This window comes from Polynucleobacter necessarius, from assembly GCF_900095205.1.
In the GTDB taxonomy this organism is placed as follows: domain Bacteria; phylum Pseudomonadota; class Gammaproteobacteria; order Burkholderiales; family Burkholderiaceae; genus Polynucleobacter; species Polynucleobacter necessarius_E.
On record NZ_LT606951.1, the window covers coordinates 1,152,823 to 1,167,773 of the forward strand.

Annotated in this window: 21 protein-coding genes and 3 pseudogenes; 3 read left to right on the top strand and 21 right to left on the bottom strand. The window is 44.9% G+C overall.

Annotation, left to right across the window (positions count from 1 at the left end):
• Nucleotides 1–50: 50 nt before the first annotated feature.
• The 15 genes and pseudogenes from DXE37_RS06370 to DXE37_RS06415 all read right to left on the bottom strand — a co-directional run bounded on the left by DXE37_RS06370 (nt 51) and on the right by DXE37_RS06415 (nt 8,209).
• Nucleotides 51–695, bottom strand: a complete 645-nt coding sequence (locus DXE37_RS06370) for an MBL fold metallo-hydrolase (protein WP_231971197.1) — start codon at nt 693–695, stop codon at nt 51–53.
• Nucleotides 692–943, bottom strand: a complete 252-nt coding sequence (locus tag DXE37_RS12640; RefSeq protein ID WP_231971198.1) for a hypothetical protein — start codon at nt 941–943, stop codon at nt 692–694. Before DXE37_RS12640 ends, DXE37_RS06370 begins: the two co-directional genes overlap by 4 nt.
• Before the next feature lie 59 nt (nt 944–1,002).
• Nucleotides 1,003–1,137: a hypothetical protein gene (locus tag DXE37_RS12645; protein ID WP_331852128.1), complete on the bottom strand. Its 135-nt coding sequence runs from the start codon at nt 1,135–1,137 to the stop codon at nt 1,003–1,005.
• A gap of 99 nt (nt 1,138–1,236) precedes the next feature.
• A pseudogene (soxB, locus tag DXE37_RS06380) lies at nt 1,237–2,909 on the bottom strand (thiosulfohydrolase SoxB).
• 47 nt (nt 2,910–2,956) lie between these two features.
• The gene (soxX, locus tag DXE37_RS12650) at nt 2,957–3,337 is read right to left on the bottom strand and encodes a sulfur oxidation c-type cytochrome SoxX (RefSeq protein WP_231971200.1); all 381 of its coding nucleotides are present in this window, start codon (nt 3,335–3,337) and stop codon (nt 2,957–2,959) included.
• 9 nt (nt 3,338–3,346) lie between these two features.
• The gene (locus tag DXE37_RS12655) at nt 3,347–3,595 is read right to left on the bottom strand and encodes a hypothetical protein (RefSeq protein WP_231971201.1); all 249 of its coding nucleotides are present in this window, start codon (nt 3,593–3,595) and stop codon (nt 3,347–3,349) included.
• Between the two features lie 19 nt (nt 3,596–3,614).
• Entirely contained in the window at nt 3,615–3,758 is a 144-nt protein-coding gene (locus tag DXE37_RS14030; RefSeq protein ID WP_331852129.1) for a hypothetical protein, read from the bottom strand.
• 3 nt (nt 3,759–3,761) lie between these two features.
• Nucleotides 3,762–3,950 carry a hypothetical protein gene (locus DXE37_RS14035; protein WP_331852130.1) on the bottom strand — a complete coding sequence of 63 codons (189 nt, stop codon included), beginning with the start codon at nt 3,948–3,950 and terminating at the stop codon, nt 3,762–3,764.
• A gap of 26 nt (nt 3,951–3,976) precedes the next feature.
• Nucleotides 3,977–4,312 (bottom strand): hypothetical protein, encoded by a 336-nt coding sequence (locus tag DXE37_RS14040; protein ID WP_331852131.1) that lies wholly within the window; start codon nt 4,310–4,312, stop codon nt 3,977–3,979.
• Between the two features lie 170 nt (nt 4,313–4,482).
• The gene (gene soxZ, locus DXE37_RS06395; protein WP_114636929.1) at nt 4,483–4,791 is read right to left on the bottom strand and encodes a thiosulfate oxidation carrier complex protein SoxZ; all 309 of its coding nucleotides are present in this window, start codon (nt 4,789–4,791) and stop codon (nt 4,483–4,485) included.
• Between the two features lie 56 nt (nt 4,792–4,847).
• The gene (gene soxY / locus DXE37_RS06400; protein ID WP_114636930.1) at nt 4,848–5,300 is read right to left on the bottom strand and encodes a thiosulfate oxidation carrier protein SoxY; all 453 of its coding nucleotides are present in this window, start codon (nt 5,298–5,300) and stop codon (nt 4,848–4,850) included.
• Nucleotides 5,301–5,638: 338 nt separating this feature from the next.
• On the bottom strand, nt 5,639–6,241 hold the full coding sequence (locus DXE37_RS12660; protein ID WP_231971202.1) for a c-type cytochrome: 603 nt from the start codon (nt 6,239–6,241) through the stop codon (nt 5,639–5,641).
• A gap of 11 nt (nt 6,242–6,252) precedes the next feature.
• Complete coding sequence (locus tag DXE37_RS12665; RefSeq protein ID WP_231971203.1) at nt 6,253–6,447, bottom strand: hypothetical protein; 195 nt, start codon at nt 6,445–6,447, stop codon at nt 6,253–6,255.
• Nucleotides 6,440–7,838: pseudogene (gene soxC, locus DXE37_RS06410) on the bottom strand (sulfite dehydrogenase). Before soxC ends, DXE37_RS12665 begins: the two are co-directional and overlap by 8 nt.
• A 35-nt stretch (nt 7,839–7,873) precedes the next feature.
• Nucleotides 7,874–8,209, bottom strand: a complete 336-nt coding sequence (locus DXE37_RS06415) for an ArsR/SmtB family transcription factor (protein WP_114636931.1) — start codon at nt 8,207–8,209, stop codon at nt 7,874–7,876.
• A 114-nt stretch (nt 8,210–8,323) separates the two neighbouring features.
• On the opposite strand from DXE37_RS06415, the gene DXE37_RS06420 reads away from it, so the two are divergent.
• Genes DXE37_RS06420 through DXE37_RS11495 form a run of 3 tightly spaced genes read left to right on the top strand, consistent with a single transcriptional unit; the run spans nt 8,324 to nt 9,980 of the window.
• On the top strand, nt 8,324–8,980 hold the full coding sequence (locus DXE37_RS06420) for a molybdate ABC transporter permease subunit (protein ID WP_114636932.1): 657 nt from the start codon (nt 8,324–8,326) through the stop codon (nt 8,978–8,980).
• 56 nt (nt 8,981–9,036) lie between these two features.
• Nucleotides 9,037–9,336, top strand: a complete 300-nt coding sequence (locus DXE37_RS11490; RefSeq protein WP_114636933.1) for a P-loop NTPase family protein — start codon at nt 9,037–9,039, stop codon at nt 9,334–9,336.
• Nucleotides 9,337–9,362: 26 nt separating this feature from the next.
• Entirely contained in the window at nt 9,363–9,980 is a 618-nt protein-coding gene (locus tag DXE37_RS11495) for an ABC transporter ATP-binding protein (protein WP_331852166.1), read from the top strand.
• A gap of 117 nt (nt 9,981–10,097) precedes the next feature.
• On the opposite strand, the gene DXE37_RS06435 is transcribed toward DXE37_RS11495, so the two are convergent.
• The 6 genes and pseudogenes from DXE37_RS06435 to DXE37_RS06455 all read right to left on the bottom strand — a co-directional run bounded on the left by DXE37_RS06435 (nt 10,098) and on the right by DXE37_RS06455 (nt 14,948).
• Entirely contained in the window at nt 10,098–10,526 is a 429-nt protein-coding gene (locus tag DXE37_RS06435; protein WP_231971205.1) for a class I SAM-dependent methyltransferase, read from the bottom strand.
• Nucleotides 10,527–10,754 (bottom strand): hypothetical protein, encoded by a 228-nt coding sequence (locus tag DXE37_RS12670; protein WP_231971206.1) that lies wholly within the window; start codon nt 10,752–10,754, stop codon nt 10,527–10,529.
• Nucleotides 10,738–11,948, bottom strand: a pseudogene (locus tag DXE37_RS06440) (O-succinylhomoserine sulfhydrylase). The gene DXE37_RS12670 and the pseudogene DXE37_RS06440 overlap by 17 nt, the downstream one beginning before the upstream one ends.
• Before the next feature lie 60 nt (nt 11,949–12,008).
• The gene (gene purF, locus DXE37_RS06445; protein WP_114636935.1) at nt 12,009–13,547 is read right to left on the bottom strand and encodes an amidophosphoribosyltransferase; all 1,539 of its coding nucleotides are present in this window, start codon (nt 13,545–13,547) and stop codon (nt 12,009–12,011) included.
• A gap of 4 nt (nt 13,548–13,551) precedes the next feature.
• Nucleotides 13,552–14,118, bottom strand: coding sequence for a CvpA family protein (locus DXE37_RS06450; RefSeq protein ID WP_114636936.1), 567 nt, complete (start codon nt 14,116–14,118; stop codon nt 13,552–13,554).
• The gene (locus DXE37_RS06455; protein ID WP_114636937.1) at nt 14,118–14,948 is read right to left on the bottom strand and encodes an SPOR domain-containing protein; all 831 of its coding nucleotides are present in this window, start codon (nt 14,946–14,948) and stop codon (nt 14,118–14,120) included. Before DXE37_RS06455 ends, DXE37_RS06450 begins: the two co-directional genes overlap by 1 nt.
• Nucleotides 14,949–14,951 lie beyond the last annotated feature (3 nt).

Consider the following 14,951-nt stretch of genomic DNA (forward strand, 5'->3'; position numbering starts at 1 on the left):
AAGGATTTAGAATTAATCCGCTATTTTAAAGCCCAACTGCTTTAAATGCCTTATTCCGTCTGAATAGACAGATAGACGTTATAGGCATTCATGCGGTTAGCGGCCTTAAACAACGGCATACCCTCATATTCCGACCAATCAGCCTGTTGGTATGCGTCATCAAATGGATCAAGATTGATTGCAGCCTTGGACATAGATTGCCGCAAATATTGGAGATATTCCCTTGTAAATGCAATATCTTCGATCGGCTTAACCGAATAATTTCCATGACCTGGAATGACGACGGTGGGATTCAATTTCTCAATCCCATCTAAAGCTGCCAACCACCCCTTGCTATCTGCATTGCCTACAAATGGAATTCGACCCCTAAAAACTAAGTCTCCAGCAAACAAAACCTTTTCAGATGGTACATACACCATCAAATCTTCTGGAGCGTGGGCAGGACCAACTCTGCTGATAAAAAAATCAACGCCGCCAAACGAGAGCTTCGATTTTTGCTCAATCCATACGTCAGCAGAAATCAATCTTGTGCCCTCATTAACCCAAGGAGCAAAGTCAATTCTGGATGCAATTAAGCGTTGCTTTGCAGTTTCAGAGGAAAGATAGTTTCTTCCCTCACCCTGCGCATAAATTTTCGCGCCAATTTTTTTAAACTCTTGCAAACCATAAACATGATCGGCATGGTAATGACTCACAATGACTGCGACAACTTTCTGCGAGGTAATTTTTTGATTTCCGCAATTAATTTTTGCGCAAGAATAGGTGAGCCTAAAGCATCCACCACAACTACCCCTGTTGGAGTAACAACAAAACCAGCGTTAGAAATAAAATTTTGGTTAGCACTACTTCCCATCTCAGAAAAGCCTTGAACAAAATAGGTATGAGGCGCAACTTGAACGGGCTTTAACTGAACCACATCTACAGGCTTTACCTGAGCAAACACAGACCCCAAAAAGAATAAGGATCCCTATTAGAGCTTTAAAACCATTCATAGAGATTTTATTAAGGCTTAATGTAGGCAAAACCATCTTTATATTGCAAGTCCGCCACACGGACCACGCCTGATGGCGTGAAATCAGTATCCAATGTAAATTGATCTTTTTTCAAGTTACGATTTTTTAATATGATTTCGCACACCTCAAACTTCACACCTCGTGATTTTAATGCTCCAACTAATGGTGCATACTCAGTATTGTTTTTTGATCCTAAGCACCTTCCATTAGCAAATCAACACCATTAGCATGCGTCAACTTTGACGTCACGCAAGTGTCGCTCCATCACATCCCAAATTGCTTCACCACCCGCATCTTAGTCTCTTCGCTAACAGGGCCCCCAGCCAGCTACTTTGTAGGTTTTGCTCGCCTCAATCGGCTTGCCGTTCAAACGCATATCGGTAATTCGCTTACCAGCGGTTTGGGCTGGATCAATCGTGTATTGCATTCCACCAACACGTACCATATCGCCGCCCTGCTGGTAATACGGGTCAGGATTAAATAGATTGTCCGCTACGTCCTCCAAAATGGTTTTGATAGTCTCTCCACTCATATTAGTAACGGTTGTGTAAGGATAGGTAATCGCAGTTTGATCCAAAAGATTTTCGCGAGTAATCGCCTGACCTGGCAAAAGACTGGTTCCCCAACGAAAGCCTGGCGAGAATGCGATCTCCGCATTTTTTGTGCCATCAAACCGTCTAGGATGAGTTGGTCAAAGCTATCATTAAAGTTACCGCGGCGATATAAGAGGCCCTCTGTAGTTGCCAACTTCTCATTAAGCTTGGATTCCATACGGAGCTCTGACTTTTGTGATCAACTTGCTCATGGTTGGATCTGCCGGAATCATATTAGAGAATATTGGGAATAGCTTGTAGCGGAAATCAACAGGTTTTCCACCCTTCACATCGAAATCCAATACACCCAAGAGCTTACTATTGGAGCCAGCATTGGTAACAAGCGTAATGCCACCAGCATTCTTTACCTTCACTGGTATAGGCACACCATCATGCGTATGGCCGCCTAAGATTGCATCTAAACCCCGCACACGGGACGCCATCTTCAAATCTACTCCATACCATTGTGAGATAAGAGCACCACTACTTTGGCGCCTTTAGATCTAACCTCATCAATAGTCTTTTGCATATTCTCTTCTTGAATACCAAATGTCCAATCTGGGGTGAAGTAACGAGGATTTGCAATCGGCGTGTATGGGAAGGCTTGCCCGATGATGGCGACCTGAATACCATTCTGCACTTTCATGACATAGGGGTTAAAGACCATATCGCCAAAGTCAGAAGTCTTAATATTTTGCGCAATGAAGGAAACTTTCCCCTTGAAATCACCATTGACGACTTCCATCACACGCTTTTCACTAAGCGTCATTTCCCAATGAGGCGTCATTACATCAACACCCAAAGCAAGTGCCGCATCAACCATATCTTGGCCATTAGTCCACAGGGCGGTACCCGAGCCCTGCCAGGTATCACCACCATCCAACAGCAAAGCTCCTGGACGATTGGCTTTCATCTGCTTAATTTTAATGCGGCCATATGAGCAAAACCGCCCATCCTACCGTAGTTCTGCGCAGCTGCCACGTAATCTAAGTATGTAAAAGCATGAACATCACGTGCACCTGGGAGCGATCCCATTGGCCTTTAAGAAATATTCACCCACCAAATGAGGAGTTTTGCCCCCTTGCGCACCAATGCCAAGATTGACATTAGGTTCGCGGAAGAAAATTGGCAGGAGTTGCGCATGACAATCCGTAAAGCGCAGGAAATTTACATTACCAAATTTAGGTAAGTCATAAAACTTTTGCGCTGTAGCCTGAGCGCTTGCAAAATTAGACTGCAAACTCATGCCGCCCGCAGATGCAATAGCCAAGGCCTGCAAAAAATCACGACGACTTAAAGACATATATTTCCCCTTATAAAAACAGGCCTGTCGGCCTGTTTTTTGACTTCTTATTTATTCACTGGTGAAGCAGGATCAAGCAGCAATGCCATGACATCCTGTATCTGTTGCTCATTTAAGAGTTTGAAGTGCGCAAATCTTGGCCTATTGCTACATGCGTTGTATGCCTTGGAATTATTAATACGATTCCATGTATAAGTCACTACTTCCTGAGAATAGCCACGCAACTTTCCGTAGCCGGTTAATGATGGGCCGATATTCCCATAAGATATTTCTTTAGGATCAATCTGGTGACAGTTGTAGCAACCACCACCAACAACAGTATCAGCCTTATCAGTCCAAGTAGCGCCACGACCGCTCTGCGCAATCGCTTCACCCTTCTTCCAATCACCGATGTACTTACCATCGGACGGCTGCTTAATACTATCCATATTGATTTTCTAAATCTTGTCTCGCATTTTTTCGCCCTGCTTGCTATTAGCAAACACAGGATCAGAGCAAAACTTTTGGGTTTCATCCTGTTGTATACGATCGAGCCCTGCAATGCCCTCAGCCCTAAAGCTATCGGCCATCATTTTGTTGAACTTAGGATCATTCTTTTGCTGTGCCACTGCAGCATTCTGAATTAGGCTTGTAGCTAGAAGGAATCCAAAAACTATTAAGAGTTTTTTGATGTGGGTAATTTTCATGATCTCTATCTCTTGTCTTTTAACGCTTTAATCCAGGAGTTTCCACTGTGCCACCATTTGCACTCTTAGCCATATACATAGACAAAGCAATCGTGACATCAGATCCATAGATAGGGAATGGAAAAGGCTGCTGACGATAGCAATCGTTTAAGCGTTGCTGCATTGTCTAGAACTGACCACTGGATACGCGATAGGCAAGCCAGTAACCCCACCCCATAGCAGCGCCCTTTTGATCAGTCAGATTCGGCAAGTCTTGCAGACGAATTCGCTTGCCGTTTTCGGCATGGCAAGAAGCACAGGAGAAATCCATCGGACCACCCTGAAAAAAGAATGCGCGCTTACCAAGCCCATACATTTCCTTCTCTTTAGGATGTGCTGTGCTTACGTGAATTTTTCACCCTTCGATAAGGTGACGACGTAAGCAACAATCGCTTCCATGTCTTTCTTGGTCCCCTTTTGAAACGGAGCATCAATCATCTCTTGCGGATCGCGACCTTGCAACTTCTGCATACAGGTCATTAAACGGGATTCGAGATCCTGAACCTTATTAGTGTCTTTGAAATAGCGTGGCAACTGAGCTGCAGCACCCTTCACCACACCTGGCCCTAAACCTAAATCACACTTTTCTAAAGTGGCATTCTTAGGTTCAGCGGGCTTTTTCCACAATTCCTCGCCGGCTGCTTCATACAACTCTGAAGGGTTGCCATCAGCAATCATCTCGCGATATTTTGCAATATCGTCTGTCGCACTATTTTGCGCTGATGCAGGACGATGAGACTGTTAATAAAGCAGCCATCATTCCTGAGGCTAGCCCTAATGTAAATTTACGCTGCATTTGCAACCCTTTCGAAACCGACGAGATAGTACAGATTGATTGAATAAGACAATTAAGAAGCAGTTGCTTCGTCAGTACGCTTATCGCCCTTACTATCTGCCCAACTCACAACAATCTTGTCGCCCTTAGCACCCTTATATTTGAAGTTCAAGAATGGATCCCTGGAAACCGCTGGACCAAACTGGCCATTCAAAACATCTTTACCGTTTGCTTTGACATTGATTGTGCTGATGAACCAAGCGGGAATCGTTTTACCAGCAGCGTCTTTGCGCTGACCAGACTCCATATCGTGCTTCATCAAAATCTTTACATCCACAATTCCACCGTTCTCAGCAGCTCTAACGCGCATTGGATCAGCCATGTTTTCCTCTTGTAATCTAGTAATTAATTTATGGCATTGGTTTAGTTGGTGAGCAATTAACCGCCGCAGCCACCTAAAGTTACTTTCACTTCCTTAACGGCCATACTCCATTTGCCATCCGCTTTTACCAAGCCATACACATTGGATGTTTGGCCTATCTTGATACGGGTAGTAACAAATGGCTCTGTGCCAGCCGGAATAAAGAACTGAGCAGCTAAAGAGCTTGGATTTTTCACAACCAAGATTGCCATTTGTTCTGCTTTGAGGGTAGTAGTAATTCCAACTGGAACTACCGCGCCATTTTCTGCAATATCAGGAGCATTCAAAGTCACTGCACCAGATTTATCTGGGCTACCTGCGCCAAGAATTTTGAAAACATCATCAAGACTCTTACCTTCAAAAGCAGCTTTATTCCACTCTTGTGCTTGGGCTACGCCGATAAGTCCCGCAGAAGCCATCAAGCCAAAAACGGCTGAATATTTCAATAAACTGCGTCGCTGCTGATTCATAAAAACTCCTTTAATAATCTACTCTTAGTGTCAAATATAGCGGTATTTCAAAAAACCTTCTGCAAAACTATTGTCCAGTAAGGACCCCAGCGCACCAGAGTCGCCCTGTCCTCATCTGATAACTGCGACTGAGGTGGCATAGGGATCGCCCCCATACCCCTGGAGCCCCCATTTTTGACCTTAGCCATGAGCTTTTCTTGCGCCCCACTCTGCCCCTTATATTTCGCTGCAATATCAGCGATGGGGGGCCTACCAATTTAGCGTTAGGTGCATGGCATGCAGAACAATTCTCACTCTTAAATAGAGCCGCGGGACCTTTTGTCATAGCTGCATGAGTATCAGCAGCGTGAGCTAGACCCTCTCCCAATGACCCCGGGAAGCTTAGCAATTGGGGGCTTGGTAGAGTCTGATCCGCGATAAGGCCCATACAATCGATTTTGCTCAGCAATATTGCCATGAGCATTTCTCGCAAAATCCGGAAGAGTAGAGCCAATTTGCACAAACTTCACGCAATTAGTCATACAAGATGAACCATTTACATCTGGTTTCCCATTAACACTCCAGAAACCATGATTGCGTGTCATACCATTTCGGTTAGGCATCTTTCTTTGCACATCGGCAATATTGGCGTCACTCAGTACAAAATCATCTGGAATAATTTCGCCTAGGCTCAAAATAAATGCCACTAGAGCATAAGTATCGTCCGGCGTTAAAGAACGTGGAGCATTCCACAGCATGGCACGATAGATGTAATCCCACAAAGTAGAAACGGTGGGAACTTTCATCAAGGTGGTACGCTGAGGTTGTTTGCGATCAGCCAAAGAAGCAACTTTTCCAGTCTTTATGTCATCAGTAGTTGTGCCACCAGCGATCGGAGTAAAAATTTCATTAGATTCACCAAAGACACCGTGGCAACTTGCGCATTTTGACTCCCAAATCACTTGACCCTGCTCTACCGAGCCAGATCCTTTGGGTAGGCCTTTAAGTCAGGGCGCACACCAATATCCCAAGCAATAACCTCAGCAGGAGTGGCATTACGCCCAATACCAGGAAACTTTACAGACCCCTGAGTACTTTGCGCATAAGCAAATTGAATTGATAAGGCAGCTAAGCCTGTAACAGTTACGCAAGCAAATAATTTATCCAACTTGTACATTGCTCACCTCGCCATTTGAATCTAACTTCCATGCCTGAATTGCGTTGTTGTGATAGATGGAACGATTACCACGTAAATCTCGTAAAACCTTAATCGATGGCTGTATATAACCAGTGTCATCTATCGCTCTAGATTGCAATATTGCTGGCGACCCGTCCCACACCCAATCAATATTGAATCGAGTAATCGATTTAGTAAGAATTGGTGTCTCTAAGCGTGCAGTGCGCCAGTTATTACCGCCATCAAACGAGACATCAACGCGCTTAATCTTGCCGCGACCTGACCAAGCCATACCACTAACGTTATAAAAACCTTTATCTAGCAATTGTTGGCCGCCTGAAGGCGTAGTAATCACAGATTTACACTCTTGAATCAATGCATATTGACGATGCATACCATCGGGCATGAGCTCAATGTAATGAACTGCCTCATCTTTGGCATTCCAAGGCATATCGCCAACTTCTAGACGGCGCAACCACTTTACCCAGCTAACACCCTGGACGCCTGAAACTACTAAACGTAATGGGAAACCGTTTTCTGGACGCAGCATTTCACCATTCATACTCTAAGCAACAATCGTATCGTCCAAGCAACTTTCTAAATTGATGGTGCGAGTCATGCCTGAGCCATCCCCACCTTCGGCGAGCAGAAACTTACCTTTTTTCAAATCTGCGCCGCACTCTTCAAACAAAACTTTGAGGGGTACACCAGTGAATTCACAGCAAGACAACATGCCATGGGTGTACTGAACTGTTGGTGCCGCTACATTGCCCCACTCCAAACCAGTGTTTGCGCCGCACTCAATAAAGTGTGTGCGAGAAACCGAAGGCAATCTCATCAAGTCATTCATCGTAAATACACGGGCATTTTTAACCACGCCATTCACCATCAAGCGATGGGTTTCGGGATTGAGGTTGTACCAACCCTGGTGATAACGTTCAAAGTGCAAACCGTTTGGAGTGATGGTTCCAAACAAACCTTATAATGGAGTAGACGCAACGGAAGCTGCACAGCTGCACAGATACGCGCGTTAATCCAGGGGATTCACGGCGAATTAAATTAGATTCGTAAATCGATGGAACGCCATAAGGCATGGTGGCAACGTTTTTACCTAAAGTGGTTTGCCATTCTTGCTTCTCCAAAATAGCTGGGTCCCCTTTACCTGCTGCAAAAGCTATTGGCGCGGCAAGTCCAGCTGCAGCGGAGAGAAAGCCTTTACGCAAAAAGCCCAGACGACTTTCGTCAAGACCATTAGCATTAATATCGGCAATCAATTCCTGAGAAATAAAGTGCTCTGGAGCCTTTACAAGGCGCGCCCTGTTTGCAGGCTTCTCAACTGCAGAGATATCCTTTGCGCACAATTCAATTTGCTTCTTACTCATTTGACCTCAACTTAACAAGTGATTTAATGTCGCAATTAGTGGATACCTTCAGCAATCTTTGCGCAGACTGTCTGACACATCTCTACTGTTGCACTATCTGCAATCGAGTAATAAACCGTTACACCCTCTTTACGCCGGAGCAATATTCCAGCCTTATGCAAGGCCAATAAATGCCTCGAAACATTTGCCTGACTCGAACCACATAACGCAACAACCTCAGAGACAGACTTCTCTCCACTACATACTGCATACATAATGCGCAACCGCGCTGGCTCTGAGAGCACATTAAAATACGCCGCAACTTGAGAGAAGACTTTCTCCATCTGTTTTGGAGACAAATTCTTTGTAGCCTTTGCTACTTTTGATTTCATATTTTTGAATTTTCGAGATTTTATATACGTATTAATGCATATTTAATGCCTATTGCATCCGAATTTATTTATATAGCAAATTACCCTGATGGCTTCTAACGATACAATCGATTTATGGACATTGAAGCGCTTCTTCTCTCATTAAAGCTGGCTCTATGGACCTTGGTCCTGATATTGCCATTTGGGATCTGGGTTGCGCATACACTCCAAAACATGGGTAAAGGCAGGTCTTGGATTGGGGCCCTCCTAGCCCTCCCATTGGTACTCCCTCCTACCGTCTTGGGTTACTACCTTTTAGTAGGATTGGGCGGAAAAAGTGTTTTTGGCATCCCCTTGGCCTTTTCTTTCACGGGCATCCTGATTGCCTCCCTAGTTGTGAATTTACCCTTCACCATACAACCAATTCAACGCGCATTTGAAGCAATTCATCCCGACATACGAGAGGCGGCTCAGATAAGCGGTTTATCTCAATGGCAAATCTTTCGATTAATTGAGCTGCCACTTGCTTGGAGGGGCATAACAAGCGCCGCAGTACTAACATTTGCGCACAACTCTCGGAGAATTTGGTGTTGTTCTCATGGTTGGCGCGGCGCCATTCCTGGCGAAACTAAAACTGTATCGATCGCTATTTATGACAAGGTACAAAGCTTCGATACCTCCGGCGCAGGATTACTGTCTATGATGCTTTTAGGAATCTCACTCATTGCCATTGCACTCTCCTATGGAGTCTTCGGACGCAACTCTTCTCACAACAGGGAGTGGCGTAGCTAATGCTAAAAGTAAAGATCTCCCAAACCAATCCTAATCCCATTGCAATTGAACATTGAATGCATTTCCGGGGAACTACACGCTCTAGTTGGGACCATCTGGGAGCGGCAAAAACAACTGCCCTCAGGACGATTGCCGGCCTAAACAATGCTGAAATCGGCAGAATAGAGTGTGATGGTGAATTATGGTTTGAGGCCAATAAGGTAAATGGCAATACCACCTCACTCAATCCCGCCGGTCGCTCATGTGGATTTTTATTTCAGCAATACGCCCTATTTCCGCGCTTATCAGCCCTAGATAATGTTTTTGCATCCCCCTGCACAACAGCATTGGTAATTTTAGCGAGCGCAAAGCACTAGCCCAACAATGGCTTGAACGTATAGGAATTGCTGAACTTGCTAATCGCATGCCAAATCAACTATCGGGAGGTCAACAACAACGCGTAGCACTGGCTAGAGCGTTAGCCAGATCCCCCAAAATACTACTTCTTGATGAGCCATTTTCGGCTATTGATGCACCAACACGCCAGAACCTCTACAAGACTCTGGCTGAACTTCGCAAAGATTTAAATATTCCAGTTCTTTTAGTAACGCATGATTTGCGTGAAGCCGATTTACTAACTGATCGCATCACGGTAATTGATCAAGGGGTTGGCTTACAAACCGACCCACCCCAAGTGTTATTCGAGAGACCGAGAAACTCGCGTGTTGCAGAACTAGTAGGGATAAGCAATAAGTTTGAAGGCGTATTTGCTGCCGGAAAACTATCATGGAATGGCAGTCAATGCATTTTTAATGTTGTGGATAAAGGCAAGATTCCAATGAACACAGCGGTTGCCTGGGTTGTCCCCGCCGAAGGTTTAAGCCTTCGCGCAGATTCACAAGCTAATTCTCTTGAGGCATCAGTAGAGCAAATTAGCACCTTGGGTCAAATAGCCGTGATTCAACTTCGTACTGTAGATGGCGGACATAGCATTACTTGGGGGCCTCTGCTGCAGAGGTAAAACGCCTTGGTTTAGAGGTAGGCAAAATCACCCATCTTGAAATTGATAGCAGCAAGATTCATATCATGCCCTTACGCCCTATCAATGACCCTCGTCGCTTTACAAACTAAGCAGAAATTATTTTCTAGCTACCAAACCAAGCAAAGCAGACATACCAGTATGTCTTGGGCCTTCAGACAACTCCTTCTCGTAACTAACTAGTTCTAGTATCTGAAACTCTTTCGCGAGATTTCTGATCAATTCTTCTGTGTAGAGATGCTCAATTAGCGAAGGGCCACTGGTTTTATATTCCAACTGCTTTGGTGTGTAGCCTTGCAAAATAAAGATGCCGCCTGGCTTTAATGCTTTATGTGTCTGCTCAAAGATTCTGGCACGCATCGCTGGATCTGCGAACTGAATGAAAATAGCAATTACTGCATCGTAAGTATTCTCGGGCCAAGCATAACTATCTGTATCTGAGAAAGAATACTCAACTTCGACATGGTTGTCTTTGGCAAACTGCTTCGCTTTGGCCAAGGCAACATCAGAGGCATCAAAACCAATCACTTACATACCTTGCTTGGCAAGCCACCCTCCGTTTCGACCTTCGCCATCAGCAACGCAAAGTACTTTATCTTTTGGCTTTAGATATTGTTGTGATTTTTCGACCAGATACTCATTTGGCTCTTTTCCAAAGGTGAACTCATCCTTATTAAAGCGTTCGTTCCAAAACTGCGTGGCATCAGAAAATCCCATGGGCTTATCCTGATGCACTTGCTTATTTTTTGAGTCCACCGACGAGGTCATTCTTTAAATCGTTGATATTTTCTAATCCAACTGCAATTCGCACCAAGCCATCAGAGATGGCAGCAGCTTTACGAGCCTCTGGGGTTACTCGGCAATGCGTGGTAGTTGCTGGATGCGTAATAGTCGTACGCGTATCGCCCAAGTTTGCCGTGATCGAGCAAAGCTTCGTTTGATTAATTAACTTGAAAGCCGCTTTCTTGCCGCCTTTTAGAGTGAATGACACAATCGCTCCACCCTCTTTTTGCTGGCGCATTGCCAAAGCATGTTGAGAGTGTGATTTAAGGCCTGGGTGATAAACCTGCTCGACTCCAGATTGCTTTTCTAGCCACTGAGCAAGAGCCAACGCATTTTGACTCTGTTGCTTCATGCGAAGCTCCAGCGTCTCTAGACCCTTGAGAAATACCCAAGCATTAAACGCGGAAAGCGTCGGGCCTGCTGTGCGCACATAGGGAAATACCTTTCCCATAATGAAATCATTGCTACCCACAATTGCACCGCCAACTACCCTACCTTGGCCATCTAAATATTTTGTTGCCGAGTGAATCACGACATCAGCACCTAGAGATAATGGTTTTTGCAAAGCTGGGGTACAGAAGCAGTTATCAACAGCAAATAAGGTGCCCGCTTTTTTAGCAATCTTCGAAATCGCTTTAATTTCAGCAATCTCCGTTAATGGATTAGAAGGTGTTTCTAAATAAAAGAGTTTGGTATTAGGCTGGACAGCAGCTTGCCATGACTTGGTGTCAGACAAGTCAGCGTAGGTTGTTGTAATGCCAAAGCGTCCCAAGATGTTAGTAAACAACTGAATCGTTGCGCCAAACACTGAGCGAGAACAGACGACATGGTCACCCGCTTGCAGGTGAGCCATCGCCATTGTGAGAATGGCTGACATGCCAGGAAACGGTCGCCATACAGGCTTCTCCACCCTCTAAGGCAGCCAGACGATCCTGAAACATACTGACTGTTGGGTTGGTAAAGCAAGAATAAATAAAGCCCTGATCAGCGTGCGCAAAGCCATCAGCAGCCAACTCTGCACTATCAAAACAAAAACTGGAGGTCAGAAATATTGCCTCAGAATGCTCCTGATATTCAGCAGTTCGACGAGTAACCGACTCGGACAGCCTAAGTCTCGAGCGCAAGCTTAGAAAAATCTGGTTTTTGACGTATGGATTTGCTCTTCATCCTGCTATTTTGACACCGAATTGCGGATTTGCCTTTTTCAAGGCAAATTCCTGTCGCTTTTTAGTCTTCGGTGGCTAAATGCAAATGGAGTTGGGATCGGGCAAAGTCGCTGGCATCCTTTTGACGGTCTGCCTTTGCTGCCGAGGTATTTCTGGCAGCCTCTAATGCATCTAAATAGGATTCCGTAATATCGCCAGTAATGTAATTACCATCAAAACAAGAAGCTTCAAAGTTCTGAATATCAGGGTTGATATCTCTTACGGCTTGTTTCATGTCCTCAACGCTTTGGTAGATCAGTTGATCTGCGCCGATCATCTTATTGATTTCTTCATCAGTGCGACCATAGGCCACTAATTCACTGCGAGTAGGCATATCAATACCGTATACATTCGGGAAGCGCACTGGAGGCGCAGCAGATGCAAAAATTACTTTTTTAGCACCAGACTCGCGAGCCATCTGCACAATTTCAAATGAAGTAGTTCCACGAACAATAGAATCATCCACAATCAGCACGGTCTTGTCTTTAAATTCAATTCGCATGGCATTTAATTTCTGACGCACTGACTTCTTACGCACAGCCTGCCCTGGCATGATAAAGGTGCGACCAATATAACGATTCTTGAAAAAACCCTCTCGATAGTCCACGCCTAAATTCTTTGCCACTTGCATTGCTGCAGGACGACTAGAATCTGGGATTGGCATCACAACATCAATTTCTGCTACGTTCGTTTCTTTACGGATCTTCTCAGCAAGATAGTCACCCATTCGCATACGAACGTTATAGACGGTCACTCCATCAATCGTTGAGTCTGGTCTTGCCATGTAAACGTATTCAAAAATACAAGGCGTAAGGACAGCATTTGGTACACACTGACGTGAATAGAAATTTCCATCTAGATCAATATAAATTGCTTCACCAGGATGAACATCTCGTACAAATGTAAATCCTAAGCCTTCTAGCGCTACAGATTCGGAGGCAATCATCCATTCAGGACCCTGAGGGGTATCGATGCGACCTATGCACAGAGGGCGAATACCGTACTGATCACGGAATGCTAGTAAGCCATATCCAGCAATCAAGGAGACTACAGCGTAAGAGCCTTTAACGCGACTAGTGACGCCAGTTACCGCGTTAAACATCGCGCCCTCATCAAGAGCAGCGCTATTGGTTTCTTTTTGAAGCTCATCGGCTAATACATTTAATAAAACCTCTGTGTCGGAGCTAGTATTAATATGGCGACGATCACGATAAGCCATCTCTACACGCAAGCTTGGTGCGTTTGTGAGGTTGCCGTTATGCGCCAAGATAATGCCGTAAGGAGCGCTCACATAAAACGGTTGTGCTTCCTCTTCGTTACTTGCTGAACCAGCAGTTGGATAGCGTACCTGACCGATACCAGCGTTACCAACCAAGCTGCGCATATTCCGCGTTCTAAATACGTCTCTAACCAAGCCATTGGCTTTATGCATCGTGAATGAATTGCCATTCATAGTTGCGATGCCTGCAGCATCTTGACCGCGATGTTGCAAGAGCAACAAAGCATCATAGAGGAGTTGGTTCACTGGTGAGTGAGAAATTGTTCCGACGACGCCACACATATCTCTAGATTCCTATTGTTATTTTAGGACTAATGGTTGGGGTAACTTTTGGTAATGCATCATTCAATTGTTTAGCCCAATCGGCGGGAAGCCAACTTTTGATTAAACCTGTTGCCATATCGATTGCTGGTCTAGTGATTGCATTCTGCCAAGCCATACTTTGAGGGATTGGCGTAAGCACAGCCAAAGTAGCAAGCACAACAACAATCAAGCCACCGCGAACAAGGCCAAACGTTAAACCCAAAAAACGGTCAGCTAGATTTAATCCTACTGACGAGATAATTTTTTGCGCTGCGCCACCAACCAAGCCACAGATAATGAGAGTCAATATAAATAAAATAATGAAGCTAATGCCTAGACTCAACATTTCATCCAAATGAAATGTTGAAAGCCACTCAGTAGATAAATAATTACTGTAATGGTATGCAACCCAAGATGCTGCAAACCAAAATACCAAAGCCAATAACTCTTTAAACAATCCTCTTGAAATGCCCACTAAAGCTGAAATCAAAAGCACGACTAGGGTGAAGTAATCCACCGATGTTAGTTTGAGGGTGGATAAGTATTCCATTACTGCTTACCGGATTCGACCAACTTGGGCGAAAGACCCATTGCCTTAATTTTCTTTTCTGCTGCCTCTGCAAGATCTTTGTCGGTATATGGCCCAGCACGCAGTACATACAACTTAACCCCGTCAGCACCTGGCTTATTCGTAACGTAATAAGGAATCTTTTGATCCTTCAACTTTGCAATCCAACCCTTGGCACGTTCTTCAGATGCAAATGCGCCAATTTGGATTACATATTTGCCTAAACCACTAGTGGCAGTATTGCTTGATCCTGAATTATTGACTACAGCAGTCTTAGAGGCATCATCCACTTTCGGCTTGGTATTTGCATTAGCAACCACCTCTTCGCCTACAGCCAACCCTAATGTAGTTGACTTACTCGCAGCAGGAGCTGCGGGTTTGGTTTCTAGCTTCACGTCAGCCTTTACCTCGGGTGTAGGCGTCGCTACCTTTGGAGCCTCTGCTAGGGTATCTGACTTTGGCTTGGCTTCAGGCTTGGGCTCTGCTTTTATCTCAGGCTTTGTTTCAGCGCCTGGTATCGGCAAGCTAGTCACAATATTGACAGCTATATCGTTTGGGGATAACTTCAGTCTATTGTCCAAAATGCGAGGTAAGCCAATTACAGCAATCAACACAAGTACTGCAGCACCAATAAGGCGATGACGCGCTCTTTGTTGTTCTGGGTCTTCTGTTAGGGTCAGCTCTTCCGCCTCAACCGAACGCTGCAAGCTACGTAGTGCAGCCCTTTTGACGGTGCGGCCACCCCTTAAACCTAATTCAAGGTCATCAGAAGACTGGGTTTTTCGCTTAAAAAAGCTCGGTAAACGAATCATGGA

What these genes read in the sequence shown, in the direction of transcription:
- soxX (WP_231971200.1), bottom strand. Translation starts at nt 3,337, where the DNA reads ATGGATAGTATTAAGCAGCCGTCCGATGGTAAGTACATCGGTGATTGG.
- DXE37_RS12655 (WP_231971201.1), bottom strand. Translation starts at nt 3,595, where the DNA reads ATGAAAATTACCCACATCAAAAAACTCTTAATAGTTTTTGGATTCCTT.
- DXE37_RS14030 (WP_331852129.1), bottom strand. Translation starts at nt 3,758, where the DNA reads ATGCAGCAACGCTTAAACGATTGCTATCGTCAGCAGCCTTTTCCATTC.
- DXE37_RS14035 (WP_331852130.1), bottom strand. Translation starts at nt 3,950, where the DNA reads ATGTATGGGCTTGGTAAGCGCGCATTCTTTTTTCAGGGTGGTCCGATG.
- DXE37_RS14040 (WP_331852131.1), bottom strand. Translation starts at nt 4,312, where the DNA reads ATGATTGCTGATGGCAACCCTTCAGAGTTGTATGAAGCAGCCGGCGAG.
- soxZ (WP_114636929.1), bottom strand. Translation starts at nt 4,791, where the DNA reads ATGGCTGATCCAATGCGCGTTAGAGCTGCTGAGAACGGTGGAATTGTG.
- soxY (WP_114636930.1), bottom strand. Translation starts at nt 5,300, where the DNA reads ATGAATCAGCAGCGACGCAGTTTATTGAAATATTCAGCCGTTTTTGGC.
- DXE37_RS06415 (WP_114636931.1), bottom strand. Translation starts at nt 8,209, where the DNA reads ATGAAATCAAAAGTAGCAAAGGCTACAAAGAATTTGTCTCCAAAACAG.
- DXE37_RS06420 (WP_114636932.1), top strand. Translation starts at nt 8,324, where the DNA reads ATGGACATTGAAGCGCTTCTTCTCTCATTAAAGCTGGCTCTATGGACC.
- DXE37_RS11490 (WP_114636933.1), top strand. Translation starts at nt 9,037, where the DNA reads ATGCATTTCCGGGGAACTACACGCTCTAGTTGGGACCATCTGGGAGCG.
- purF (WP_114636935.1), bottom strand. Translation starts at nt 13,547, where the DNA reads ATGTGTGGCGTCGTCGGAACAATTTCTCACTCACCAGTGAACCAACTC.
- DXE37_RS06450 (WP_114636936.1), bottom strand. Translation starts at nt 14,118, where the DNA reads ATGGAATACTTATCCACCCTCAAACTAACATCGGTGGATTACTTCACC.
- DXE37_RS06455 (WP_114636937.1), bottom strand. Translation starts at nt 14,948, where the DNA reads ATGATTCGTTTACCGAGCTTTTTTAAGCGAAAAACCCAGTCTTCTGAT.